The following is a 25907-nucleotide window of genomic DNA, read 5'->3' as shown; positions in this document are numbered from 1 at the left end:
ATGACCCTAACGGAGCGCCTCACCCACAACCGGCCATACCGGAAGCTCATTGTCTTTCTCAAGCGGCTGCGCTTTGTGGAGGGCCGGGTAAGCGTGTACCACGTGCTCAAGGTCATGATTGAGGAGCTGAACCGCGACTCGCTCACCAAGCGGGCGTCTTACATGGCGTTCAACTTCACGCTGGCTATTTTCCCGGCCATCATCTTCCTGTTCACGCTTTTGCCCTACATTCCGGTGGGGCACCTGGACCGCGACATTCTGGGCCTTCTGGAAGACGTAATGCCCCCTGAGATTTATAACGTGGCCGCAGACACCATTGCCGATATCATCAACAAGCCGCGCGGGGGGTTGCTGTCCTTCGGTTTTCTGTTTGCGCTGGTGCTCTCCACCAACGGCATCATGAGCCTCATGGATGCCTTTGACAAAAAATACCACACCTTCCGGAAACGCACGTACGTGCGCAAGCGCCTCATTGCCACAGCGCTCACGGTAGCGCTGGCGCTTATTTTGCTGGTGGCCATTGGTGCTATCTTCTTCGGGACATATATCCTGGACGCGCTGGTGTTCTATGAGATTGTCACCGAGTCTTTTACCTACGGGCTGTTTATAGCGGTGAAGTACGTGGCGGTGGTGTTGCTGTTCTTTCTGGCCACGTCTATGATTTACTACTACGTGCCCGCCGTGCATGACAAGTGGCCGTTTGTGAGTGCGGGCAGCGTGGTTGCCACGCTGCTGATTTTCCTGGTTTCGTGGCTGTTCTCGCTTTACATTGGCAAGTTTGACTCCTACAATAAATTCTATGGCTCCATTGGCGCTCTTATAGGGTTGATGGTCTGGCTGGATTTTGTGTGCATGAGCCTGATTGTGGGGTTTGAGGTCAATATCAGCATTGACGCGCTCACCCGGCGGCTGGTAAAAGAGAAAGAAAAATAGGAGGGGCGTTTCTGGCCTGTTTTTCTGAAACCAACCCTAAACCAGGTCCTTTTTTTTTGCAGGACCGCAGCGCAGCCAAGGTGGTAAAAATCATCTAGTTGTGCCCTGGAGGGAAGGCCTCAGGAGATTTTTCTTGCAAAACAGAAGAAAAATCTGCGCTCACCTCTTGACAGGTTCACTTTTGCCTATTACTTTTGTGTCACATTTAGAGAGATGGCAGAGTGGTCGATTGCGGCGGTCTTGAAAACCGTTGACCTTTGCGGGTCCGGGGGTTCGAATCCCTCTCTCTCTGCTTGACAAAAGCCTCACCAGAAACGGTGGGGCTTTTTTGTTGTTTTCTGTTTTGGGCCTGTTTTACTAAAAACAGACCCAAAACGCATCCTTGCTAAGTTCTCCTCTACCTGCTCCTGGGGCACCACTTCTCCATTCTTAGGCAAGCAGCAGCCCGCGGGGTAAGGGAAACAATTTTTTAGGAAATCTAAAGCTACCTGATTTTTTGGGTTGACTATTGGGGAAGTTTATCGTATTATTGCAATGAAGATAAGCAGACATGGGCGTAACGAAAACAGACAACTTTACCCAGGAGCAGAACAGGCTGGCCGCCTTGGCGAAGGCGCTGGCGCATCCGGCCCGGGTGGCGATCCTGCAGGAACTGCTCAAGCGTCAGGCGTGCATCTGTGGGGATTTAGTGGAGGTGGTGCCGCTGGCCCAGGCCACGGTGTCGCAGCATTTGAAAGAACTGAAGAAGGCGGGCCTCATTCAAGGTACCGTTGAGGGGACCTCAGTATGTTACTGCATTGACCCCCGGGCCTGGCAGCAAGCAAAAGCAGTCTTTCAGCAGCTGTTTGGGCAGGAGGTGGAAACCCCGGGGAATTGCTGTTAAAAAATTTGCCTTGGTTTATCGTGATATCACAATAGAGAAAATGGTTTTCCTATTGGAACAGCATGTATAGCAACTTTAAAACACTTATAAGATGAAACTATCAGAAGTAAAGGCTCTTTTGGCAAAAGCTGAAACCGTAGAGTTTACATTAGAAAACGGGAATAAGGTGCCAGACCACTTCCATGTCACAGAAGTGGGCGTGGTATCTAAACATTTCATTGACTGCGGCGGCACTGTGCGCAATGAGAAAGTCGCCAACTTCCAGCTCTGGGATGCCAATGACGTGGACCACCGCCTCAAGCCTCAGAAACTGCTGAACATTATTGGCCTTTCTGAGAAAACGTTGGGAATGGAAGACCTGGAGGTTGAGGTGGAGTACCAGAGCGGCACCATTGGGAGGTATGACCTGGGCCATGACGGGCAACGCTTTGTCTTGCTGGCCAAAACCACCACGTGTCTGGCACCAGACAAGTGCGGCGTTCCGCAGGAAAAAATGAAGCTAGACCTCAGCCAACTGATTGCTGGCCCATCGTGCGAGCCCGGCTCCGGCTGCTGCTAATTCTATGCTCAATTGCCCTTACCTTACTGGAAACGTATGAGAATTGCCTTGTTTAGTGACATTCATGCCAACCTTCCGGCCCTGGAGGCGGTGCTGGCAGACATGGACAACCAAAATCTGGATGCCCTCTATTGCCTGGGCGACCTGGTGGGCTACGGTACCTGGCCCAATGAGGTGGTAGCCGAAATCAGAAAGCGCAAGATCCCCACCATAGCCGGCAACTATGATGAAGGCGTTGGCCTGGGCAGCCCCAACTGCGGCTGCGCCTACAAAACAGATACTGAGAAAGGCCTGGGGCAGCAGTCCATTGACTACACCAACCACGTAGTCACGGCAGAAACCCGCCAGTACCTGCGCCACCTCCCGCGCCACCTCCGGCTCACTTTTATGGATGATTCCCAAACAGGGAACAAGATAGAGGTGCTGATGGTGCACGGCAGCCCGCGTAAAATCAATGAGTATCTCTTTGAAGACAGACCAGAGAAAAGTTTCCTGCATCTGTTTGAAGCGGCCAATGCAGACATCCTGTTCTTCGGGCACACCCACAAGCCGTACCACCGCGCTCTGGCGTATGAGCAAGCTGGCCAAACCCGCTACCGGCACGCCATTAACATTGGTTCTGTGGGCAAACCCAAAGACGGTGATCCCCGCAGCTGCTATGTGATTTTAGAACTGACTCCCGAAAGCAGCTTAACCAATCCAGAAAGTATCAAGGTGGAGTTTGTGCGGGTGGGGTATGACGTGGAGAAGGCGGCGCAGGCCATTGAAGCCAGTCCGTTGCCCAACGAGTTTGCCGCCATGTTGAGAACCGCTTAATCAAAGACTATGAGTCAATGCACTGTAGATAAAAGAAAGAAGCTCTCCCGGCTGAACCAGTTTTTAACCCTTTGGATTTTTCTGGCCATGGCGGCAGGCGTGCTGATAGGGTATGTGTATCCAGAAAGTGAGGCATTGATTGATTCCTTCCAGACGGGAACGGTGAATTTGCCCATTGCCCTGGGGTTGATCCTGATGATGTACCCGCCCCTGGCCAAGGTACGGTACTCGCAATTGGGCCGGATCTTCCAAAATGTAAAGGTGATTACCCTGTCACTGGTGCTGAACTGGGTCATTGGGCCAATACTCATGTTTCTGCTAGCCATTCTTTTTCTGCGGGACTACCCTGATTACATGGTGGGCATTATCCTAATTGGGTTGGCGCGCTGTATAGCCATGGTGCTGGTCTGGAATGAATTGGCCGAAGGAGACCGCCAGTACGCGGCGGGGCTGGTGGCGTTTAACAGCATCTTCCAGGTGGTGTTCTACAGCGTGTTCGCCTACGTGTTTATCACCGTTCTGCCCGCCTGGTTTGGGTTAGATGGGCAGGTAGTTACCATCAGCATGGCCACCATAGCCCAGAGCGTGGGCATTTACCTGGGCATTCCGTTTCTGCTGGGCTTCCTGTCCAGCCTGATCCTCCGCCGCCTCAAAGGCGATGACTGGTACCAGAACACCTTTATCCCCGCCATCAGCCCCGTCACCTTGGTAGCCCTCCTCTTTACCATTGTGGTGATGTTCAGCCTCAAGGGTAATCTGATCGTGAGAATCCCGATGGATGTGGTGCGCATTGCCATTCCGCTGGTCATTTACTTTGCCATCATGTTTGTGGTGAGTCTGTACCTGGGGAAGAGGGTAGGAGCCAAATACGCTGAGAATGCCTCTGTTGCCTTCACGGCCACGGGTAATAATTTTGAGCTGGCCCTTGCGGTGGCCATTGGGGTGTTTGGGCTGAACTCGGGCCAGGCGTTTGCAGGTGTGGTGGGGCCCTTGATTGAAGTGCCGGCGCTTATAAGTCTGGTGAACGTGGCCTACTGGTTCCGGAGGAAATACTATGCTGATCCGTCTCCAGCTGAGCCGCTTCCCGCTGGTAACTAAGGTTCTCTTTCCTTCTGCTATTGTAAGGCCGAAGGAAAAGTAGAGGTCAAATAACGTCTGCAAGTACTCTGTTTTGGGCCTGTTTTTCAGAAAACAGGCCCAAAACAGAAAAAATATTTCCGTCCCTTCCTGAATTCCAGAAACAATAAATATATTTACGTAACTGATTACATAAATAGTTACGTGATGGAATTTTTCAACCAGATTGGCAAAGTAGCCCTAGGCAGTCGTCTGAGAAGGCTAACCGAGAAAATCACAGAAGACGCAGCCCAGATTTACAGACTCTACCGCATTGAGCTGCAGCCCAAGTGGTTTCCGGTGTACTATGTATTGTCACAGGGGGAGCTGAAAACCATTACAGCCATTGCCCGGGAAATAGGGCATTCCCACCCCTCGGTCAGCAAAATCATCAGAGAAATGGTGAAAAGCGGTCTGGTGGTGGAAGAGAAAGATGTGACCGACGGCCGGAGAAACATGGTGCGGCTCTCTGAGAAAGGGCAGGAGGTGACGGCTAAGATCCAACGCCAGTACCAGGACGTGAGCAGCGCCCTGGAGGAAGTCTCCGCCCAGGCAACCCATGACCTCTGGAAGGCCGTGGAGGAATGGGAGTTTCTGTTGGAGCAGAAGTCGTTGCTACGCCGGGTGCAGGAGCAGCAGAAACAGCGGGAAAGCCGGCAGGTGCAGGTGGTGGACTACACCCCCCCGTACGCCGCCGTCTTCAAAGCGCTGAACGAAGAGTGGATTTCCACCTACTTCAAGCTGGAAGAGGCAGACCACAGGGCCCTGGATAACCCTGAAGGATACATTTTGGCAAAGGGGGGGCATATTTTGGTGGCGCTCTATGAGGGGGAGCCGGCGGGGGTGTGTGCCCTCCTGAAGATGGAGGACTCAGCGTATGACTATGAACTGGCTAAAATGGCGGTTTCCCCCAGATTCCAGGGAAAGAACATAGGTTGGCTGCTGGGGCAGGCCGCCCTCCAAAAAGCCCAATCCCTTGGCGCGAAAACCCTTTACCTGGAAAGCAACACCCTCCTGAAGCCTGCTATTGGCCTGTACCAGAAGCTCGGGTTTAAGAAAGTAGTAGGTCCTGCTACACCCTATCAGCGGTGCAACATCCAGATGGCGCTTACCTTAGATGAACAGTAAAGCAGTTTAGGGTCTGTAGAGATGAAGAGGGAGTCTGCGAGCTTCCTTTGGGCATCAGCTGCCCAGCAGGCAAAGATCCCCATTCCGCCTGCTCCCTTCTGTCTTTTCCCTGACCATAGTATGAGATTGAACTGGAAAATACCACTTCTGTAGCTGCACCTGGTTTAGTTGCGAACTTTAGGTCTGGAGAATGTAAAAAGCCCCACTACCCCGTATGTGTTCCTAACCAGAGATGCTTGCACTCCCTAAGGGCAGTGGGGCAAGAGTGAGAACGCAGGGTAGTGGGGCAAGCTCCTGCCCGGGTGGGGTTTGCTTAGAAGAGGTAGCTGAGGTTCACCATGGCCCGCTGGTTGTTTTGGGTGGCGTGTTCCCCGTCATGGCGGGTAAGGGGAAGTTGCAGCGTGCCTCCAAAGGCTATTTTCTTCACGTAGACATTCAATCCCAGGTTGGCATAGTAAGCGTCTCCCGCCTTGGCATCATGGTCACTGTTGAACTCATCTGCCTGGGCATGCTCATAATACAAGCCGGTGCTAGGCAAAAGGGTAAGGAGGTTCTCCAGGTTGTACCAGTAAAACAGGTTGGTAGAAGCGCTCAGACGATTCCCAAACTTGTAGCCGTCACTGTTTTTGGAGTTGATACGGTAGGTGAAATCATTATTCAGGCCCCATTTGCTGTAGCGCACCGTATAGATTCCGTTCATTATAAAATCTGTGCCGCCGGTGCCGGGTTGTAGGCTGGTGGCCACCCCTTCTTCGCCACTGTGAAGTGAATGGGCGCCGGTAGGCAGTTTCACCCCACCCCCTAGTTGCAGGGTCTGCTTGAAAGATCTGTTGGTGCTGTCACCGGTGTTTACCAGCGCGTAGTTGGCTAGCAAAGTGATGTCACCCAGACCAGAGTACCTGGTATTGCCCCGGCTAGTGCGCTGCTCATTGAAGGCATACGGCACAAAAGCAAACACCTGCACATTTCTGAAGGGGACAAAACGGCCCCAGGCTTCTGCGGTGGTGTACACTTCATCCATCACGTCTGCATGCGTCATAGGCATGCCATCATGCAGATGGGTGTGGGTGGTGTGAATGGTGTAGCTGCGGGTGGTGTAGCGTACCCCGGCAAAGTTTTTATGGAACTGGGGCAGAATGCCCAAATAGCTTCCGCCCATGGTGCAGCCCCCGTCACAGGCGCTGCTGTTGAAACCAAGCGTTAATAACGCCAGGGCAATGAGTAATATCTTTTTCATAACTCAGATCTTTAAAAAGTAAATGTGATTTTCCTGAAGGCTTGCCATTCAACGAATGAGGTCAAATGCCTTGGCGGATGGAAAATCCCGGAAACAGGGGAGGTGCAGTCACCTGAAAAGGAATGGGGAATGAAGTCTTGTGGTGCAGGTAAGATAATAGGCTTTGCCACCTCTACCTGGGCCGCCATGAGCTGCAGATCTAAAAAGGGTTTCTTTTCCTGCCCCGCCTGCTGCCGTTCGCGCTGCGTCTCTTTCTTCAGTTGCTTTTTCAGGTAGCATTTTCCCTGGCACTTGGTCTGCGGTTCGTTCTTTTTCTCACATAAGTGCCGGGCTATATAAGGCTGCTCTACTTTGAATAGGAAGTACAGCCCTGTTTTGCTCAGCACCAAGGCAAGGGTACTTACTACTAAAAGGAGGCAGAGGAGCCGTTTCATCTGGTGGTACTTTTTCCTAGGGGCAAAGATCCTGCAGACCGCTATGGTCAAAAATGACAAAAGTCATTAATAGAAGAGATTAATATCTTCTATTCTCTTTTGTTCCCCTTCTACTTTTGTCACAGAATCAATCACCAAAGCACCTTACATCTTACCCTTTAATCTCAAGAGCCATGAAAAAGGCAAGTACCACTGTTAAAACCCTGCTGCAGCGTACGGCTGTAGCCATAATAGGCAGCATGCTGCTGTTCAACTGTTCGTCTGGCGGCAGTGAAGGCTATGCTGACCAGTACAAACAGGAGCAGACAAACCAGGCTGCTGCTCAAGAAGCTCCCGCTGAAGAAGATGGCAAAGGAGTTGGGCCGGTGAAAACGGTAGACCTGGGCGCAGACATTGACCAGGCCCTCGCTGAAAACGGGAAGTCGATCTTTGACGGCAAGTGCTCTGCCTGTCACCAACTGTCTGACCAGAAAGTGGTGGGGCCTGGCCTCGCCGGGGTCACTGACAGGCGCAAGCCGGAATGGGTGATGAACATGATCATCAATCCAGAAGAGATGACCAAAAAAGATGCTACGGCTAAAAAATTGCTGGCTGAACACTTAACGCAAATGACCAACCAGAATGTGAATGAGCAAGACGCCCGCGCCATTCTGGAATTCCTGAGACAAAACGACAAAGCCATTTAAGCACTTCTACATTCCCATATTCTTATGGAAACTTTCGCTACTAAACTTTGGAAAAATGCACCCAAAGCTGCCCTGCTGGTAGCAGTGGCCGCGGGTGCGATGCTGCAAGGCTGCAGCAACACAAAAGGCAGTGATGCTACCGGAGCCACCGCCTCAGCACTCTCTTCTGATGCCGCCACACAGGTATATGTGAAACCGGGCTCCCATGATGAGCTGTACTCTTTCCTGTCAGGCGGGTTCAGTGGCCAGGTATCTGTCTATGGCCTGCCTTCCGGAAGGTTGTTGAGAAACATTCCGGTGTTCAGCCAGCATGCGGAGAACGGCTACGGCTATTCTGAGGAGTCAAAGGCCATGCTGAACACCTCCCATGGGTTTGTGCCCTGGGATGACCTGCACCACCCTAAACTGTCTCGCAAAGACGGCATGACCGACGGCCGCTGGCTGTTTGTGAACGGCAACAACACTCCGCGGGTGGCCCGCATTGACCTGACCACCTTTGAGACTGCTGAGATCATAGAGTTGCCAAACTCTGCCGGCAACCACTGCTCCCCGTACCCTACCAACAACAATGAGTACGTGATTGCCGGTACCCGCTTCAGCGTTCCGCTGGATATGAAAGGAGGTACCAAAGACGTAAGCCTTGCTGATTATGCAGACCAGTTCAGAGGCTCCATCTCCTTTATCAAGGTAGATCCTGACAAAGGTGACATGGATCTTGACTTCCAGATTCTGGTGCCGGGTTTTGACTATGATCTGGCTAACGGTGGCAAAGGGCCGTCAGAAGACTGGGTGTTTTTTACCACCTACAACTCTGAGAAAGCCGGTACCTTGAAAGAAGTTGGCGCCTCCCAGAATGACAAAGATTTTCTGGCAGCCGTAAACTGGAAGCTAGCCGCTCAATATGCCAGAGAAGGCAAAGCCCGGGAAATGCCCGCCAACTACTACCATAACAAGTTGGATAAAGCAACGCACACAGCCAAATCAACTGTAAAAAAGAAGGTGCGCTATTTATTGGCGGAAGAATGCCCCGGTATGATGTACCTGTTGCCCGCACCTAAATCACCGCATGGCATAGACGTAGACCCAAGTGGTGAGTACATGGTGGTAAGCGGTAAACTGGCCTCCGCTATTCCGGTTTTCTCTTTCTCCAAATTCCAGAATGCCATCAAAAACAAACAGTTTGATGGCGAAAAAAACGGAATTCCCGTGCTGAAATATGAGTCTGTGCTGCAGGCTGAAGTAAAAGAGCCGGGCTTAGGGCCGTTGCACACGGAGTTTGACGGCAAAGGAAACGCTTACACTTCTATGTTCGTGTCTTCTGAAGTGGTGAAATGGAAGCTGAGTGATTTTAAAGTAGTAGACAGAATTCCAGTGTATTATTCCATCGGTCACTTGATGATTCCGGGTGGTGATACTAAAAAACCGCATGGCAAATACCTGCTGGCCATGAACAAAATCACCAAAGACCGGTACCTGCCCACCGGGCCCGAGTTGACCCAGTCTGCCCAGCTCATTGACATTAGCGGCGAGAAAATGAAACTGCTCCTTGACTTCCCCACCATTGGTGAACCGCACTATGCCCAGGCCATTCAGGCTAGCATTGTAGCACCAAAGAGTGTGAAAATCCATAAGCTGGACGAAAACAGGCACCCTTATGTGGCTAAGAACGAAGCCAGTACAGATGTGTCCAGAAAAGGCAATGTGGTACACGTGAAAATGACCGCCATTAGAAGCCACTTAACGCCAGATAACATTGAAGGGGTGCAAGTAGGGGATACCGTTTACTTCCACGTGACCAACCTGGAGCAAGACTGGGACGTACCGCACGGCTTCGCCATCATGGGGGCTAACAACGCCGAAACTCTTATTATGCCAGGCGCTACCCAGACCCTGAAATGGGTGCCTAAGAAAGAAGGCGTTTTCCCCTTCTACTGCACAGACTTCTGCTCTGCCCTGCACCAGGAGATGCAAGGCTACATGAGAGTGTCTCCTAAAGGCTCTAAGGTTCCTATCGCGTTCTCTACCGGCAAAAAGAAACCGGCGGTAGTGGCACATAAGTAGGTGATATTAAAAATCAGCGGAGGCTGCTCCGGCAGTCCCGCTGATTTTATTTCCGTTTACCGGCTGTTTTTTCCAAAACAGCACCAAAACAAAAAATAGGGCAAAGGGGCACCCACCTGTTTTCAGGCTGATTTCTAAAAAACAGGCCAGAAACGGCTTCCGCCGGAGGCGCAACATTGCCAACTTCACTTTCATCTAACTCTAAACAAGATGAAAACTTCTTCTAAAGTACTTATGGCGCTGGCCGCCTTCTCCCTAGGTTTGTTGTTTCTCTTTCCTATGTGGAAGATTTACCTCAAGGCCCCGCAATACCCTGAGGGGCTGGAAATGCACATCTGGGTAAACAAGCTGGCCGGTGACACTGAAAGCTCCATCCAGAACTTCAACATCCTGAACCACTACATTGGCATGGAACCCATTCACGAAGACTCTTTCGCGGAGCTGAAAATCATGCCGTACGTGGTCATCGGGTTCATGGCTGCCGGATTGATGGTGGCGCTTATAGGTACGCGTAAACTGGTTCTGACCTGGAGCGTGCTGCTTATGGTAGCCGGCGCGGTTGGGATCGTGGACTTCTACCTGTGGCTGGAAAAATTTGGGACCAACCTGAGTCCCATGGCACCTATTAAAGTGCCGGGCATGACCTACGTGCCGCCTCTTTTGGGCAGCAAGCAACTGCTCAACTTTGACGCGCTTTCTTTGCCCTCTTGGGGCAGTCTGGGCATTGCACTGGCGGTTCTGCTTTCATTGGCGGTGTTCTTTTTCACGGCCGCACCCACTAAGAAACCTATTACTGTGAATCATAAACCCGCTTTGGTATGAAATTCTTTCTGAAGCTCATTTTCTTCATGGTGTTGATTGGCCTGCTGCAGAGTTGCGCGGTTGAGTCAAAACCAATTCCCTACGGTGCCACCAACTGCGCACATTGCAACATGACGGTGGCAGACAACCGGTTTGGAGCAGAACTGGTGAATGACAAAGGCAAACCCTTCTTCTTTGACTCTGCGGAGTGCCTGATGGCCTACCTGAACGAGAATGCAGCCGAAGGCGAAAAAGCGGCGTTTGTACTGGTCACTGATTTTACCAAACCCACTGAACTGGTAGATGCCCGCAATGGCTTTTTTCTTCAATCTAAAAACCTGCCCAGCCCTATGGGCATGAATTTAGTGGCGGTTGCCAATGAGGCCACTGCAACCCAACTGCAACAAGAGAAGGGCGGCCGTATTCTCTCCTGGCAACAGGTTTTGCAGGCCGTTAAAAACAATGAAAACCCTCAGTAATCATCTTCTGCTGCTGGTGTGCACGTTGGTGCTGCTGCCCTTGTCTTTTCAGGTAAAGGGCGGTACGCTTAACGTGTGCAACACTTGCACCTATACATCGGTGAAGCAAGCGGTGAAAGCGGCCAAGTCCGGTGATAAGGTGGTGGTGAACGGCGGGGTGTACCAAGAGGCCGGCATTGAAATCACAAAACCGCTCACGTTGGTGGGGGTGAACCGGCCGGTGCTGGACGGTAACTTCAAAGGCCAGATCATTACCATCATGGCAGACCATGTGGTAGTGAAGGGGTTAACGTTAAAAAATATTGCCACCAGTTACACCCGTGATGATGCGGCTATACGGGTGGTGGAACGCCACCAGGTAAAAATACTGAACAACACCATCCTGAACACCTACTTCGGGATTTACCTGCAGAACGCTGAGTTCTGTGAGATACGCGGCAACGTGGTGAGCGGGAAAGACGTGGCGGGTCAGAATGAGTCGGCGCTGGGCAATGCTATTCATCTGTGGCATTGCAATAACGCGGTGATCACAGGCAATACATTGCGGGGGCACCGAGATGGTATCTATCTGGAATTTGTGAAAGACAGCCATGTGAAAGACAACCTGAGCCAGAACAACCTGCGGTACGGGCTGCACTTCATGTTCTCAGACGGCAACGTGTACACGCACAATACCTTCCGGAAAAACGGGGCGGGCGTGGCCGTTATGTACACCAGAAACATCAGGATGGAATACAACACCTTTGAAAACAACTGGGGGGCAGCGTCTTACGGGTTACTTCTGAAAGACATCAGCAACAGCCAGATTTACCACAACACCTTTAGGCAGAACACCAGCGGCATTTATATGGAAAGCTCCAGCCGCCTGGATGTACAGCGCAACACCTTTGACCGTAACGGCTGGGCCATACGGCTGCTGAGCAGCTGTACAGAAGATGTATTCTCCCAAAATAATTTCACGGGCAATTCCTTTGATGTGAGCACCAACGGAAACTCTACCCTCAACCGCTTTGAAAACAACTACTGGGACAAGTACACGGGCTATGACCTCAACAAAGACAAAGTGGGCGACGTGCCTTACCGGCCGGTGAGCCTTTACAGCATGCTGATAGAGAAGGTACCTTCTTCGGTCATGTTTATGCGCAGCTTTATGGTAGACCTAATGGACAATGTGGAGAAAGTGCTGCCCAGCTTTATCCCAGACCAGTTGATTGATGAACACCCAGTGATGAGGAGGATTAAGGATGATAACCATAGAGAATTTACAAAAACGGTACGGTAAGCTTTCTGTTCTGAAAGACGTGAATGTGCGGTTTGAGGCAGGAAGGGTAGTCTCTATCATTGGCCCAAACGGTTCCGGAAAGACCACTATGAGCAAATGCATTTTGGGAATGGTGCTGCCAGATGCCGGAGACATTAAGATAAACAACCAGTCTATACTGAAACAACATGCCTACCGCAGCCAGATTGGCTATATGCCCCAGATTGGCCGCTATCCAGAGAACATGAAGATCAGGCAGGTGCTGAACATGGTCAGGGACATGAGAAAAGAGGTGCAGGAAATAGATGAGGAACTGATTGGGTTGTATGGGCTGAAAGAGATGTATGACAAACCCATGGGGTCTTTGTCTGGGGGTACAAGGCAGAAGGTGAGTGCAGCGCTGGCGTTTCTGTTCAACCCCCAGATACTTATTCTGGATGAGCCAACCGCCGGATTAGACCCTGTCTCTGCTGAAATCCTGAAGGCTAAAATCCTGAAGGAGAAAAAAAGGGGACGTCTTATTCTGATCACCTCCCACATCATGAGTGAGATTGAAGAAGTGGCAGATGAAGTAATGTGTCTCATGGATGGCCATTTGAAGTTCCATGAGACCATTGCAGCCTTGAAAGAACAAACCCAGGAAAACCGGCTGAGCCGGGCAATTGCTAAAATCATGAAAGAGGAGGGCTAAGCCATGGGCAAGATTATCAAATATGTCTTCTATGACATTGTGCGCAGCAAGATTGTGCTGGCGTACACGGTGTTTCTGCTGCTGCTCTCGCTGGGGCTTTTTCATTTAGGCGGAAACCCAGACAAGGCCATTTTGAGCCTGCTTAATCTGGTGTTGCTCACCGTGCCCCTGATTAGCATTGTGTTTGCCACCACCCACTTCTACAATTCGTATGAATTTATAGAGTTACTGGTGGCTCAGCCCATTAACCGCAGCAAGATTTTTATGAGTGAGTATCTGGGCGTGGCAGGGTCTCTTTCAGGGGCTTTCCTGCTGGGGGTGGGGGTTCCGGTGCTGCTGTTTGGTGCTTCAGCCACTGGCGGGTATCTGCTGCTCACCGGGGTGCTGATCACGTTTATTTTTGTAGCCATGGCCTTTCTGGCCTCAGTCATTACCCGTGACAAGGCCAAGGGCATAGGGGTGGCGCTTTTGCTGTGGTTTTATTTTGCCCTGATCTATGATGGACTGGTGCTGCTGATTCTCTTCACCTTTAGTGATTACCCCTTAGAGAACCCTACTTTGGTGTTAACTGCCTTGAACCCCGTAGACCTTGGCAGAATTATAGTGCTGCTGAACCTGGATGCCTCTGCCCTCATGGGGTACACTGGCGCCCTGTACAAAAGCATATTGGGGAGCTTCTGGGGGATTTCCCTGGCATTGGGGCTCATGCTGCTCTGGATCCTGGTGCCTATGGTCAGCTCCCGCCAGATCTTCGCCCGCAGGGATCTTTAAATTCTATTCCATATTTTATCTGTGTAAACTATCTGTGAATGGGGTTCTACCCTTGGTTTGAGGCGCAGGCAGTAGTGCCTGCGCTTTTTTATTGAAAGAGGCAGGTGCTGTTTTTAGGCTGTTTTTCTCAAAACAGAACCAAAACAGCAATTGCCTTTGCGCAGCTGACGCAGTGACCAGAGTCATTGTTGCCCAGCTTCATTTCAGGTACACTTGCAGCACCCAAACAAATAGGAGAATTATGAGCCATTTACCCATACAAATTTTAAACCCGCTCACCTACGCTGAGTATAGAAATCTGGTAGAACGGCTGGTACTGGAGAAGAAGGCTACCGGACCGGAGCAGACCCAGGAGCGCATTGTCTATACCAAACTCAACCTGCAGCGCATGAAACGGGGAGAGAAACAGTTTGTCTTGCTGCCGGCGCTGGGGGCCCTTCTGCGGGAGCATCAGCCTGACTGGCGCTGGCTGGTCTTGGTAGAAAGTTGGTGCGGTGATGCCGCCCAAACCCTTCCGGCTATAGCAGCCATTGCGGCGGCTGTACCTACCCTGGAGTTGGTCATTGTTCTGCGGGACCAGAACCCCCACCTCATGGATACCTGCTTGACCAACGGGAGCCGGTCTATCCCCAAGCTGATCTGTGAAGACCGCGAAACAGGTGAGCGGCTTTTCACGTGGGGCTCTCGTCCCGAAACCATTCAACAGCAGTTTATGGCCTTAAAGGCGGAGCACCCGCATCTCAACAAAGAGGAGCTGATGCAGCACCTGCATACCTGGTATGCCAAAGACCGGGCCCAAAGCGTTCAGCTTGATCTTCTAACGTTGGCAGAAGCCACCCTGGTGGCAGCTGTGCCTGTACAACTAGACTGGGTTATATAGAAGTTTATCCCGTGAAGGTGGTTTCAAGACAGAATTGGCTTTTGGTGGCGCTCGCGCAGCTGGTTCTAGTGGCCTGTCTGGGGTTGTTGTTGCGGTACCTGTTGGTAGCCCCCATAGAAGGGCTGAACTACAAATACCTGCTACACGCCCATTCCCATGTTGCCTTGCTGGGTTGGCTGTATACTGCGGTAATGGTGGTGCTCCTGTTGGTGTTCTTACCGCCCGGACTGCGTACCAAAAAGACCTATACCTGGCAGTTTTGGCTGTCACAGGCGGCGGTGCTGGGCATGCTGCTCAGCTTTCCGGTACAGGGGTATGCGGCCGCCTCCATTACCTTTAGCACGGCTCACCTCCTGTTGAACTATTGGTTTATATACCAGTTTTTGAAAGATGCTAACCGGGCCGGGGTGGGACGTTTTTCCCAGCAGTTGTCTTTCCGGTTTATAAAGGCAGCCTTGTTTTTCTTAGCGGTGTCATCTTTAGGGCCTTGGTCGCTGGGGCCTGTCATGGCTACCGGTCACAGCGGGGGTTCCCTCTACTACAACGCCATCTATTTTTACCTGCACTTCCAGTATAACGGCTGGTTTACGTTTGCGGTACTGGGGCTTTTTTTCTGGCTCCTGGAACAGCACGGTCTGGGGGTGAGCCGAAAGAAAGGAAATCTCATCTTCCGGTTGCTTTTCTGGTCCTTTATGCCCGCCTTCCTGCTCTCTGTGCTCTGGACGCAGCCTGCCGCCTGGGTGTACTGGGCAGGAGGCGCGTCAGGGATGGCGCAAGTAGTAGCGGTCTTACTGCTGCTGGTGCATGTGTGGCCTGTAAGGCAGAAATTGAAATTGCTTTTCACCGGCTTGTCCGGGGGGGTGTTCTGGTTGGCAGTGGCGGCCTTCATTGCCAAGAACCTCCTGCAGTTGATGACAGCGTTGCCTTATATAGCAGACATTGCTTATCGGTTCCGGTACTTAATTATTGCATACCTGCACCTGGTGCTCATTGGGTTCATCAGCTTTTTTCTGTTTGCATTTATGGGCAAGCAGGGCTGGCTCCAACTCCAGACCAATAAGAGCCTTTGGGGCATGGGCCTGTTCCTGCTAGGGTTTATTGCTACAGAAGCGCTTTTATTTCTGCAAGGAGCCCTGTTTTGGTGGGAGGCTGGGGCAATACCGTACTACCATGAACTGCTGTTTGGCGTGAGTATTTTTTTACCAGCGGGCATGCTGCTGTTTTTCATGTCCCAGTGGAAAGACAAAATGCAAGTGTGCTGAAGTCAGCCGTTCCCTGTCCTTACAAAGAGGCTTTGGGAAAGTCTGTTTTTGGCCTGTTTTCACCAAAACAGGCCAAAAACAGGAAAGGCAGCCACAAGTGGCTGCCTTTCCTGTTTTTGCTTAACCCAAATTAACTGCACCCCAGGCTGTTGCCGCAGTTCAGACACTTATAGCACGTACCGGAACGGATGGTGAGATGTCCGCAGGTGGTACAGATGGGAGCATCTCCCATCATGCTGGCCAACACCTGCTGGGTCTGTTCTTGCAGGGCAGTGTTGGAAAAAGCCACCTCCGTTAAAATCTTAGCCTTGGGAGCAGGAGGGGCCTTAGGGTCTTCCGTCTGTGGGGCGGGGGCTGGATCAGGGGCAACGGAAGCATTTTGCGGTGCATCAGGTACGTGCACCAGATCAGCCCTGTTCAGGTACTCATACCCCAGTAGCCGGAACAGGTAGTCAAACACAGAGGTGGCCTGCTTGATGTTGGGGTGCTCTACCCTGCCTGCGGGCTCAAATCGGGTAAACGTAAAGCGGTTTACAAATTCCTCCAACGGCACCCCGTATTGTAATCCCAGGGAGACAGAAATGGCAAAACAGTTCAGAATAGACCTAAAGGAAGCCCCTTCTTTGTACATGTCAATGAAGACTTCTCCCAGACTGCCGTCTGCATATTCCCCGGTCCTGATGTACACGGTATGGCCGTCAATCTTTGCTTTTTGGGTGAACCCGTTGCGCTTGTCTGGCAGTTTACGGCGCTCTACCATGTGTGACAGCTGCTGCCTGAAAGAATCATTGGGTGATTCGGCCAGAATGGCCTGTGCGGCTTTAAGCACCTGTTCGCTGCTGTAGAGCAACTCCTGCTGCTCCGGTTCCCGGGCAGTGTCTGTTGCAGGGGCGGTTGCGGTGGTTTTAGAAGTGAGTGGCTGAGAAAGTTTGCTGCCGTCACGGTAGAGGGAACAGGCTTTCAGGCCCAGCTGCCAGGAGAGGGCGTAGCAACTGGCCACTTCTTCCGGGGTGGTTTCATGGGGCAGGTTAATGGTTTTTGAGATAGCCCCAGAAATGAACGGCTGTACCGCCGCCATCATGAGAATGTGCCCCTGGGCCTTGATGAAACGGGTACCTTTGGTGCCGCAGCGGTTGGCGCAGTCAAATACCGCATAGTGTTCTTCCTTCAGGTAGGGAGCTCCCTCAACAGTCATAGTGCCGCAGATAAAGTCGTTGGCCTCCTGTAGCTGGGCAGCCGAAAGGCCTAACGCCTGTACAGCTGGAAAGAGGTGCTTTGGTAATGGGCCAGGGCAAACCCCAGACGCTCTAGACAAGCCTCCCCCAGAACGTTCGTGCTGAACAGAGAGGCAAGGTCATAGGCGGTAGGGAGGGCGGTTTCCAGCCTCTCTATGTCTTCGGGTAAAAAACCCAGCGCCACCAGGGCTTCAGGGTGCACGTGCGGTGCTCCTGTTAAAGTGGCGTGCCCTTTGGCATATTTTACTATTGCCTCTATGTGGGAAGGGGGGTAGCCTAGCCGTTCCAGCGCCTGCGGAAGTGACTGGTTGATGATCTTGAAATAGCCGCCCCCGGCGAGCTTCTTGTATTTCACCAGGGCAAAATCAGGTTCTACGCCGGTGGTGTCGCAGTCCATGAGCAAACCAATGGTACCGGTGGGGGCAATGACGGTGGCCTGGGCATTCCGGAAACCGTGCAAACCGCCTAACCTGAGCGCTTCTGCCCACGCATGTTTGGCTGCGGCAAGCACGTTAGGCGGGCACAGGTCCTGGTCAAGCCCCAGGGGCTGCGTACTTAACCCTTCATACTGGTCTGGCAGGTTATAGGCTGCGTGCTGATGGTTTCTGATGACCCGCAACATACTGGCCCGGTTCTGGCTAAATTTAGGGAAAGGACCTGCTGCCGCCGCCAATTCAGCCGATGTCTGGTAGCTGGCACCTGTCATGAGCGAGGTAATGCCGGCGGCCAGGGCGCGGGCGGCGTTACTGTCATAGGGCAGTCCTTGCACCATAAGCAGTGCCCCCAGGTTGGCATAGCCCAGCCCAATGGTGCGGTATTGGTAGGAGCGCAGTGCCACGGCTTCAGAAGGAAACTGGGCCATGAGCACAGAAATCTCCAGAACCACCGTCCAGAGGCGGCAGGCATGGGCAAAAGCGTCAGTGTCAAACTCCTGCCGCTCCTGATGGTAGAAGGCCAGCAGATTCAAAGAGGCAAGGTTACAGGCGGTATTGTCCAGGAACATGTACTCAGAGCAGGGGTTGGAGGCGTTGATGCGGCCTTCAGCGGGGCAGGTGTGCCAGTCATTGATGGTGGTGTCAAACTGCACACCCGGGTCTGCGCAGGCCCAGGCGGCCTCATTGAGCTGCTGCCAGAGTGTCTGGGCGGGCACCGTTTTCACAACCTTGCCGGTGGTGCGGGCTTTTAAGGGCCAATCCTGCTGTTGCTCTAGCGCCGCAAAGAAAGCATTGGGAATACGCACTGAGTTATTGCTGTTCTGCCCCGAAACCGTCTGGTAGGCTTCACCTTCATAGTCTGAGGAGTAGCCCCCGGCAATAAGGGCTGCCACTTTCTTCTCCTCCCCTTTCTTCCAGTTGATGAAGTCCAGAATCTCAGGATGGTCCAGGTCCAGGCACACCATCTTGGCCGCGCGCGGGTGGTGCCGCCAGATTTGATGGCCCCGGCGGCCCGGTCGCCCACCCGCAGAAAAGACATGAGCCCTGAGGAGGTGCCTCCGCCGGAGAGGGGCTCGTCTTTGCCCCTGATGTTGGAATAGTTGGTGCCTACCCCAGAGCCGTATTTAAAAACCCGTGCCTCCTGCAGGAGCAGGTCCATGATGCCCCCTTTCAGAGTCAGATTGTCTTCAGCAGACAGAATAAAGCAGGCATGTGGTTGCGGACGTTCATAAGAGGAGGTAGACTCCCGCAGCTCCCCAGAGTCTGGGTCAACATAAAAATGTCCCTCAGATTTCTCTGTGATGCCGTAAGACTCAAACAGGCCGGTGTTGAACCACTGCGGTGAGTTGGGCGCGGCATACTGCCCCAGCAACATGTACACCAGCTCCTCATAAAACACCTGCGCGTCTTGCCCACTCTGGAAATAACCGTAGCGGCTGCCCCAGACGCGCCAGCAGTTGGCCAGCCGGTGCACCACCTGTTTTACAGAATGCTCCGCTCCCAGGCTGCCGTCTGGCTGCGGCACCCCCGCCCGCCGCAGGTATTTCTGGGCCAGGATATCAGTGGCAATCTGAGACCATTGCGAGGGTGCCTCCACATTGTTCAGTTCAGCCACCACGTCTCCGCCGGGGGTCTTGATCACTGAGGTTCGCTTTTCATAGGCGTATTGGTCAAAAGGGGAGAGACCCTCCCGGGTGAAACGGCGGGAGAAGGAGAGCCCCGGCGGCTTTAGCTGTTGTTCTTTCATGGGTAGATAATCTTAGTATATATGTGAGGAAGATTTGACGGTAATAACCTGTGCCATACCAGGGCAATTCACCCTTTCCCGCGCCTAGTTTCTGTTTTTCGGGCTGTTTTTCAGAAAACAGCGAAAACAGAAACTCAGGCGTGCATGGAAACGGACAGCCAGGTGGCGAGGCCCGGCAAGCTAGCGTACCGGCAAGGCTGTTGACATGATCAACATCATGTGTTCACAGAACTTCGGTCATTCCTTTCCTCTTTCTGTTGCAGTAAACTTATGTTGTCTTCAAAAGAGCGGAAGACCAGTGCTGGTGCCTGTTCAGAAGCAGGGGGCGCGGCTGCCTGGTGGGGGTAAAGGTAAAACAGATTTAAAATAATAAAATACCCTTTTATCTTTTATTTTCCGTTCCGCCCTTTTACCTTTACTCCGGTGATTGAAGAAAGACATAAACTATTGCAGCCATGATTACTACAGAAACCATAGACATCTTAAATGTCACCCTCCTTGAGCCTCGCCTGAAACACCCCACCATCTTTGACCGGTTTGACCGCCTGGGCGGGGGCGAGGCCTTTATCATTCATAATGACCATGATCCCAAGCCGCTGTATTACCAGCTGCTGGGCGAGCGGGGCAACGTCTTTAAGTGGGAGTACCTGGGGCAGGGCCCGGAGGTGTGGGAAGTGAAAATTACCAAATTGGCGCCCGCCGAAGGGGAAACCGTGGGGGAGTTGGTGGCCAAAGACTTCAGGAAGGCGCAGGTCTTCAAGAAGTACGGCATTGACTTTTGCTGCGGCGGCAAGAAGTCGGTTGCCCAGGCCTGTGAGGAGAAAGGCGTGAGCCAGGAGCAGTTAGAGCGGGAGCTGGGCGCCCTGCCAGACACATCGGCCGTGGCCGAGACCGATTTTGCCAGCTGGGATCCTTCTTTCCTGGCAGATTACATTGTGAACATCCACCACAAATATGTGCGGGAGGCCATCCCAGCTTTGTACGAGTACACCAATAAGATAGCCCGCGTGCACGGGAGCCGCCACCCCGAGCTGGTGCAGGTGGCAAACCATTTTGTAAATGTGGCCAATGAACTGGAAAGCCACATGCCCAAAGAGGAGCGCGTGCTCTTCCCCTACATAAAGCAGCTGAACGAGGCGAAACAGAAGGGGGCTAAACTGGCACCTGCGGCCTTTGGCTCTATCCAGAACCCCATAAACATGATGGAGATGGAGCATGAGGCGGCCGGGGGGGAACTGGAGGCCATCAGAACCCTGACCAATGACTTTACCCTGCCTGAAGACGCCTGCGCCACCTACCGTGTGGCCTTTGCCAAACTACAGGAGTTTGAGAAAGATCTGCACCGCCACATTCACCTGGAGAACAACATCCTGTTCCCCAAGGCGCTGGAGCTGGAAAAAGAAGTGTTATAAAAAGGAGAAAGGGGCGGGTGCAGGATTTGCCCGCCCGCTTTCCCACTAGTTAAACCGGGCGCTGCCCATTACCGTCATGAAAACCACCGTGACTCCCCAAAAGAGAGACAAGAGCCTGATTCCCCTGAGCCGTGAACACCACTTCGGGCTGCTGTTCTGCTGGAAGATCAGGCAGGGGCTGAAGAATGGCACCCAGCTGCGAGTGCTGCGGGCGTATGTGCAGTATTTCTGGAAGAACCTGCTCCAACCCCACTGTGCCGAAGAGGAGTGGCTTTTGGCCCGCCTGCTGCCCCAGGACCACGAAGTACGCCTGCGGCTGGAAGAGGAACACCGCCTCCTGCAGAAGCTCATAGATCTCATTCAGGAAGGCAGCCCCCTTAACCGAGATCTTTTTAAAGTGCTGGACAGAGACCTCACTGATCACATTAGGTGGGAAGAGCGGGACCTGTTCCCTTACCTGCAAACGTTGGTACCCGCAGAGGAACTGGAACTGGCGGGAAAGCTCCTGGCCCACAACCATGCCCCCCGGGAAGACGCCTTCAGCCCAGACTTCTGGAATACCAAAACCACAGCGGCTTAGGGCAGATTAATAGCGAAAAACGAAGTACCCCCATTTTGCCAAAGATGCTGTTTAGAGGTTTGGTAGAAAGGTATTTGGCAAAGATTCAAGTTTCTGTTTTCGGGCTGTTTCTTGAAAAACAGACCGAAAACAGAAACCACTGGCTGGTGAACAACCTTACCCGGTAGCCTGTGCCTGCCAGTTTCAAAAACTCTAAACAGCTTCAACGTACCTGATCTGCTCATCTAGGAGCCGGTGAGGAATTATGTTTTACCCCATGGAAATAGGAGCCCATACAAAGATCTCAGCGTTGATCAAAGCCAATCCGGCCGCCATTGAGGCTATTGCTTCCATCAACCGGCATTTTGAGAAACTCCGGAACCCCATTCTGCGCAAGATTCTGGCAGCCCGGGTAACCATTGCAGACGCAGCCCGCCTTGGGGGCTGTGGGGTGGAAACCTTCTTTGAAAGGCTGGCACCCCTGGGGTTTGTGGTGCAGAAAGAAAAAGAGGGGCCGGTCCCGCAGGTGCCACAGGCATGGGCTGTTTTTCCGCTGTTTTTGAAAAAACTGCCCCAAAACGCCTTCACCTACCTAGACGTGCGAGAAGACATAGCCATGGGCAATGACCCTTTTCTGCGCATTATGCAAGCCGTTGACCAATTGAATGAGAAGCAGGCCCTGGTTCTGATCAATACCTTTGAACCCACCCCGCTGCTCCAGATTTTGCAAAAACGCGGTTTTTTGAACTTCACCCATGAAAATGAGCCGGAACTGGTATACACCTACTTCTGGCGCCAAACGGAAGAAGTGGCTAATATTGAAGAGGTCACTCCAGAAACGGATGAATATAACCAGGTGCTGACCCGTTTCTCAGGCAATATGAAGCGGGTAGATGTACGTCAGCTGGAAATGCCGCAGCCTATGGTAACCATTCTGAATGAACTGGAGTGGCTCCCTACGGGGCAGGCACTGCACGTGACCCATAAGCGGGTGCCCCAGTTTCTCTTGCCGCAACTGGAGAGCCGGGGCTTTCAGGTATCTATTCAAGACGCAGGCCCTCACCAGACCTATCTGCTGATTTATAAACTGTAAGAAGATGAGCACCGCAATTGCCTCTAATTCCCCCAGTAAATGGGTGGTATTACCCCATTACGCGTTTTCAGCTGTCTCTTTTCTGGGGCTCTGCCTGTTGCTGCTGCTTTCAACAGATGCTTTTGGCGGACACTATTTCCACCCTAAACTCTTAACCTTGACCCATGTGGCAGTACTGGGCTGGGCCACCATGGTTATCTTTGGGGCACTCTACCAGTTACTGCCGGTGGTGCTGGAGGGCAGGTTGTACAGTGAGAAGCTTGCCCTCTGCACGTTTGCGTTTCTGGGCACGGGTACTATTTTGCTGGCGTACAGTTTCTGGTTTTTCAAGGTGGGCCTGCCCATGCACCTGGCGGCCTGCTGCCTGTTTCTCTCTTTCCTGCTTTTCAACCTCAATCTCATACAAACCGCCAGAAAAGCCCCTAAGTGGACCATTGAGGCAGATTTTATAGTAACCTCGGCTGTCTGGCTGCTGCTCACCGGATTCATTGGTTTATTGATGTCGGTAAACTTGTCCAGGCCGTTCCTGCCCCAGGACCACGTGCACTACCTCCAGCTGCACGCGCACATTGGCATGGCGGGTTGGTTTCTGCTTCTGATTATAGGGGTGGGCGCTAAACTGATTCCCATGTTTCTGCTGGCGCACGTAGAGGGCACCAAACAACTGACCTGGTCCTATAACCTGATTAATGCGGGGCTGGGGCTCTTTATCATTGACCACCTGTTTCTGCACACACCGTTGCTGCCCTTGTATGCATTACTGGTGGGCGGCGGGGTGGGCGCCTTTTTACTTTTTCTTTGGGAGGCGAAGAAAACCCGGCAGCGGGCAGATTTGGATCTGGGCATGCAGCAGACATTTGTGGCACTGGGCTTGCTGGTGCTTCCGCTTTTATTGGCACTGGTGGTGGGCAGTGGTGTGGCGTTACCCATGCCGCTGCTTTCCAGCCTGTACCTGGTGTATGGCCTCACTGTTTTCCTGGGTTTCATTACGGCTTTAATTCTGGGGCAGACGTTTAAGACGCTGCCGTTCATAGTCTGGATGCATGCCTATGAAGATCTGGTGGGCCGTTATAAGACGCCATTACCCAAGGACCTCTACAACCATTCCCTGTTACGCTGGCAGAACATAAGTTACCTGCTGGGGTTTGTGGTGCTGGTGACGGGGGTGCTGCTAAGGGAGCCCCAACTCATCTTAGCCGGTGCCATAGCCTTAACGTTGGCGGCGGTACTGTTCACCGCCAACGTGTTTCACCTGTTGCTGCACAAAGTGCATGAGCTAAAGCCCTTCCCCTATGGAAACGCCCGCCCCTGAGGTTCGCCAGCAAGTGCTGGAGACCTTAAAATACATCATAGATCCAGAGGTAGGGCTGAATATTGTTGACCTTGGCCTTGTCTACAGTGTGCAGCTCACCCAGGAGCGGTTGTACATAGAGCTTACCCTCACCACCCGCGGCTGCCCCATGGGGGCTACCATTACCACGGCCACGCAGCAGATCCTGCAGAAAAGATTCCCCCGGTATGATGTGCAGGTGGAAGTGGTGTGGGGGCCCATGTGGTCTCCTGAAATGATTACCGAAGAAGGAAGGCGTCAACTGGAACAGATCTAATATCTTAGCAGCCGTATAGAGAGGTAAGAGAAAACAGATGCTATCAAAAACCACAGAATATGCCCTGCGGGCGATCGTCTACATTGCCCTGAATGACGCCAATGGTCACCGGTCCGGCATTAAAGAGATTGGAAAGGAACTGGATCTGCCAACCCATTTCATTGGCAAGATTCTGCAGGACCTGGTGCGCAAGGGAGTGATCGCTTCTATGAAAGGCCCAGGCGGCGGCTTTTACCTGCATCGGCCGGCGGCCGATATTAGCATACTGGAGGTGGTGCGCACCATTGACGGGCTGGAGGCTTTCAAAAAATGCGGCATGGGCATGAAGCATTGCTCAGATACCCACCCGTGTCCGTTGCACAATGATATCAAACTGTACCGGGAGCAGCTGCTCAAGACGTTTAACGCTAAAACCATTCAAACCCTGGTAGACGGCATTAACACGGGCATGTTCTTTATCACCAATGAGCAGGAGCCGTTGAAATAGGTTCTGTTGTTGCATTGTGTTCAGCCAACTTCTTCCCGCCCATATTCTCCTGCTGTTTTGCTGTTTCAGAAAAACTAGACCAAAAAACAGCCAAGTACCTTTGTATTCCGTTTCAGAGTTCCTGTTGGGGAAACATGCCTGACAGGCGGATAGAGCAAAAGTGATAGCCGGAGAAGAAGTAGTGACAGGTACTGAGCCAAATAATTTCTTTCAGCAGAAGAGAAGCCCTTCTGAAACCAAGGGGGAGCTGTTGCCTAAGTTCTTACCCGTTTGGGGAGAAGGGAAGCTGGCCGCCCAGAAAGACTCCCCAGCGCCTGCCTTACTCTTTGCGGATCTGAATGCGGGGATTCCGCTGGGGGAGGAAGTGCAACCTGCCACCACTGCCCCTGCTAAAGTACTGAAAAGCATCTTTGCCAATTCCGGGGCTCGGCTGAACCTGAACGCAGCTTTCCATACTTTTTTCGCCGATGCCAATAAAACAGCCCTGGCCGCGGTGGAGCAGACGGTGCCGGCGCTTCCGTTTTACGCGGAACTAGGCAACGCCCCCGGGTTTGTGAACGGGCCTGAAAATCAGCTGCCGTTCAAGGAGCGAATGCACTCTGAGATTCCGGCACTGCTGGCGCTGGACCCGTTTGGGTACAAATTCTCACAGGAGGTGCTGGCGCAGGCACTGGGGAACAGCGCCGCAGACCTGTTCCTGTTGTTTGAGGCGGGTAAATTGAAAGCAGCAGCCAAAAGTCTAGACAAATCAGGCCCGGTGCAGCAGCTCTTCGGCTCACAGGCGGCGGCCATTGCGCCTTTCTTTGAACGGAGAAGCCAGAGCAAAAAACGGGAGGAGTTTCTGCTGAAAAGCCTGGAACTGGGCCTGCGGGAAAAAGGGTACAGAACCGTCACCTTTGCCTTCGGCTTGCCGGGAAAAGAACAGCCGTACCAGTACCTGCTGTTCGCCTCTGTAAGTGAAGCGCTCTGTACCCGGCTCAAAGAGATTCTGTTAGACTACAGTGAATATCAGGAGGACGGGGTGCCCATGATGGCCGCCGGGGTAAAGCCGGTGCGGCTGTTGGTGCCGGAGTACGCCCGGTACCTGCCGTTCTCCCTGCACAAACTGGTGCAGGAACTGCCGCAGCAGGCCGCCCGGCTGAACCGCCTGAGCCTGGAGAAGATCTACGAAAAGCACAACGTGGAGACGAACTACTGCAAAGCCAACTACTTCACGGCCATGGAACAGCTGAAAGCCCAGGGCAAGATCCTGCTCCTGAACCCCAAGACCGCCCAGCAGGTGCACAAGCTGTCTTTTGGGTGCTTGATAAAGTTTGTGGGGTAGGGGCAGTACGG

At 52.6% G+C, this 25907-nt stretch carries 26 protein-coding genes, 1 tRNA gene and 1 pseudogene; 23 read left to right on the top strand and 5 right to left on the bottom strand.

Features of this window, described 5'->3' with window-relative positions; all coding sequences use genetic code 11:
- The 7 genes from A8O25_RS11200 to A8O25_RS11170 all read left to right on the top strand — a co-directional run bounded on the left by A8O25_RS11200 (position 1) and on the right by A8O25_RS11170 (position 5435).
- A complete protein-coding gene (locus tag A8O25_RS11200) occupies positions 1–933 on the top strand; it encodes a YihY/virulence factor BrkB family protein (protein WP_066834823.1) in 933 nt (310 codons plus the stop codon).
- Between the two features lie 207 nt (positions 934–1140).
- Positions 1141–1225: transfer RNA gene (locus tag A8O25_RS11195), tRNA-Ser, on the top strand.
- Between the two features lie 258 nt (positions 1226–1483).
- Positions 1484–1816, top strand: a complete 333-nt coding sequence (locus A8O25_RS11190; protein WP_066834822.1) for an ArsR/SmtB family transcription factor — start codon at positions 1484–1486, stop codon at positions 1814–1816.
- 91 nt (positions 1817–1907) lie between these two features.
- Positions 1908–2375 (top strand): DUF6428 family protein, encoded by a 468-nt coding sequence (locus A8O25_RS11185; protein WP_066834820.1) that lies wholly within the window; start codon positions 1908–1910, stop codon positions 2373–2375.
- Positions 2376–2411: 36 nt separating this feature from the next.
- Complete coding sequence (locus A8O25_RS11180; protein WP_066834818.1) at positions 2412–3191, top strand: metallophosphoesterase family protein; 780 nt, start codon at positions 2412–2414, stop codon at positions 3189–3191.
- A gap of 9 nt (positions 3192–3200) precedes the next feature.
- Positions 3201–4289, top strand: coding sequence for an ACR3 family arsenite efflux transporter (arsB, locus tag A8O25_RS11175; protein ID WP_066834816.1), 1089 nt, complete (start codon positions 3201–3203; stop codon positions 4287–4289).
- Between the two features lie 186 nt (positions 4290–4475).
- Positions 4476–5435, top strand: coding sequence for a bifunctional helix-turn-helix transcriptional regulator/GNAT family N-acetyltransferase (locus A8O25_RS11170; protein WP_066834814.1), 960 nt, complete (start codon positions 4476–4478; stop codon positions 5433–5435).
- Between the two features lie 313 nt (positions 5436–5748).
- On the opposite strand, the gene A8O25_RS11165 is transcribed toward A8O25_RS11170, so the two are convergent.
- Both A8O25_RS11165 and A8O25_RS11160 read right to left on the bottom strand, forming a co-directional pair.
- Positions 5749–6672, bottom strand: coding sequence for a hypothetical protein (locus A8O25_RS11165; RefSeq protein ID WP_066834812.1), 924 nt, complete (start codon positions 6670–6672; stop codon positions 5749–5751).
- 11 nt (positions 6673–6683) lie between these two features.
- Positions 6684–7106, bottom strand: coding sequence for a hypothetical protein (locus A8O25_RS11160; protein WP_066834810.1), 423 nt, complete (start codon positions 7104–7106; stop codon positions 6684–6686).
- A 173-nt stretch (positions 7107–7279) separates the two neighbouring features.
- Between A8O25_RS11160 and A8O25_RS11155 the strand changes: the two genes are divergently transcribed.
- On the top strand, positions 7280–7792 hold the full coding sequence (locus A8O25_RS11155; RefSeq protein WP_066834809.1) for a c-type cytochrome: 513 nt from the start codon (positions 7280–7282) through the stop codon (positions 7790–7792).
- A 24-nt stretch (positions 7793–7816) separates the two neighbouring features.
- Positions 7817–9853, top strand: coding sequence for a Sec-dependent nitrous-oxide reductase (gene nosZ, locus A8O25_RS11150; RefSeq protein ID WP_066834807.1), 2037 nt, complete (start codon positions 7817–7819; stop codon positions 9851–9853).
- A 6-nt stretch (positions 9854–9859) separates the two neighbouring features.
- Here nosZ and A8O25_RS11145 read toward each other — a convergent pair whose 3' ends face one another.
- Positions 9860–10048: a hypothetical protein gene (locus A8O25_RS11145; protein WP_066834804.1), complete on the bottom strand. Its 189-nt coding sequence runs from the start codon at positions 10046–10048 to the stop codon at positions 9860–9862.
- A gap of 15 nt (positions 10049–10063) precedes the next feature.
- Between A8O25_RS11145 and A8O25_RS11140 the strand changes: the two genes are divergently transcribed.
- The 7 genes from A8O25_RS11140 (at position 10064) to A8O25_RS11110 (ending at position 15998) form a co-directional block, all read left to right on the top strand.
- Positions 10064–10675 (top strand): hypothetical protein, encoded by a 612-nt coding sequence (locus A8O25_RS11140; protein ID WP_066834802.1) that lies wholly within the window; start codon positions 10064–10066, stop codon positions 10673–10675.
- Positions 10672–11133 (top strand): nitrous oxide reductase accessory protein NosL, encoded by a 462-nt coding sequence (locus A8O25_RS11135; RefSeq protein WP_066834800.1) that lies wholly within the window; start codon positions 10672–10674, stop codon positions 11131–11133. Before A8O25_RS11140 ends, A8O25_RS11135 begins: the two co-directional genes overlap by 4 nt.
- Entirely contained in the window at positions 11117–12415 is a 1299-nt protein-coding gene (locus A8O25_RS11130) for a nitrous oxide reductase family maturation protein NosD (protein WP_066834798.1), read from the top strand. The genes A8O25_RS11135 and A8O25_RS11130 overlap by 17 nt, the downstream gene beginning before the upstream one ends.
- Complete coding sequence (locus tag A8O25_RS11125) at positions 12378–13085, top strand: ABC transporter ATP-binding protein (protein WP_066834796.1); 708 nt, start codon at positions 12378–12380, stop codon at positions 13083–13085. Before A8O25_RS11130 ends, A8O25_RS11125 begins: the two co-directional genes overlap by 38 nt.
- 3 nt (positions 13086–13088) lie before the next feature.
- Positions 13089–13856, top strand: coding sequence for an ABC-2 transporter permease (locus A8O25_RS11120; protein ID WP_066834794.1), 768 nt, complete (start codon positions 13089–13091; stop codon positions 13854–13856).
- Positions 13857–14097: 241 nt separating this feature from the next.
- Positions 14098–14736 carry a thioredoxin family protein gene (locus A8O25_RS11115; RefSeq protein ID WP_066834792.1) on the top strand — a complete coding sequence of 213 codons (639 nt, stop codon included), beginning with the start codon at positions 14098–14100 and terminating at the stop codon, positions 14734–14736.
- A gap of 11 nt (positions 14737–14747) precedes the next feature.
- On the top strand, positions 14748–15998 hold the full coding sequence (locus A8O25_RS11110) for a hypothetical protein (protein WP_153042705.1): 1251 nt from the start codon (positions 14748–14750) through the stop codon (positions 15996–15998).
- A gap of 130 nt (positions 15999–16128) precedes the next feature.
- Here A8O25_RS11110 and A8O25_RS23810 read toward each other — a convergent pair whose 3' ends face one another.
- Together A8O25_RS23810 and A8O25_RS24225 are read right to left on the bottom strand one after the other, a co-directional pair.
- The gene (locus A8O25_RS23810) at positions 16129–17313 is read right to left on the bottom strand and encodes a TSCPD domain-containing protein (protein WP_241499000.1); all 1185 of its coding nucleotides are present in this window, start codon (positions 17311–17313) and stop codon (positions 16129–16131) included.
- Positions 17244–19414 (bottom strand): annotated as a pseudogene (locus A8O25_RS24225) (vitamin B12-dependent ribonucleotide reductase). Before A8O25_RS24225 ends, A8O25_RS23810 begins: the two are co-directional and overlap by 70 nt.
- A 455-nt stretch (positions 19415–19869) precedes the next feature.
- Between A8O25_RS24225 and ric the strand changes: the two are divergent.
- The 7 genes from ric to A8O25_RS11070 all read left to right on the top strand — a co-directional run bounded on the left by ric (position 19870) and on the right by A8O25_RS11070 (position 25896).
- The gene (gene ric / locus A8O25_RS11100; RefSeq protein ID WP_066834788.1) at positions 19870–20826 is read left to right on the top strand and encodes an iron-sulfur cluster repair di-iron protein; all 957 of its coding nucleotides are present in this window, start codon (positions 19870–19872) and stop codon (positions 20824–20826) included.
- Between the two features lie 76 nt (positions 20827–20902).
- Positions 20903–21406, top strand: coding sequence for a hemerythrin domain-containing protein (locus A8O25_RS11095; protein WP_066834786.1), 504 nt, complete (start codon positions 20903–20905; stop codon positions 21404–21406).
- 256 nt (positions 21407–21662) lie between these two features.
- The gene (locus A8O25_RS11090; RefSeq protein WP_066834856.1) at positions 21663–22478 is read left to right on the top strand and encodes a DUF2249 domain-containing protein; all 816 of its coding nucleotides are present in this window, start codon (positions 21663–21665) and stop codon (positions 22476–22478) included.
- A 4-nt stretch (positions 22479–22482) separates the two neighbouring features.
- The gene (locus A8O25_RS11085; RefSeq protein WP_066834783.1) at positions 22483–23790 is read left to right on the top strand and encodes a hypothetical protein; all 1308 of its coding nucleotides are present in this window, start codon (positions 22483–22485) and stop codon (positions 23788–23790) included.
- Positions 23771–24085, top strand: coding sequence for a metal-sulfur cluster assembly factor (locus A8O25_RS11080; RefSeq protein WP_066834782.1), 315 nt, complete (start codon positions 23771–23773; stop codon positions 24083–24085). The genes A8O25_RS11085 and A8O25_RS11080 overlap by 20 nt, the downstream gene beginning before the upstream one ends.
- Positions 24086–24122: 37 nt before the next feature.
- On the top strand, positions 24123–24572 hold the full coding sequence (locus A8O25_RS11075) for an RrF2 family transcriptional regulator (protein WP_066834780.1): 450 nt from the start codon (positions 24123–24125) through the stop codon (positions 24570–24572).
- A 160-nt stretch (positions 24573–24732) separates the two neighbouring features.
- On the top strand, positions 24733–25896 hold the full coding sequence (locus A8O25_RS11070) for a class I SAM-dependent methyltransferase (protein ID WP_066834778.1): 1164 nt from the start codon (positions 24733–24735) through the stop codon (positions 25894–25896).
- Positions 25897–25907 lie beyond the last annotated feature (11 nt).

It is taken from the genome of Rufibacter ruber, from assembly GCF_001647275.1.
Lineage (GTDB): Bacteria > Bacteroidota > Bacteroidia > Cytophagales > Hymenobacteraceae > Nibribacter > Nibribacter ruber_C.
Note: the sequence above shows the minus strand (reverse complement) of the source record. Positions and strands in the feature narration are given on the sequence as shown.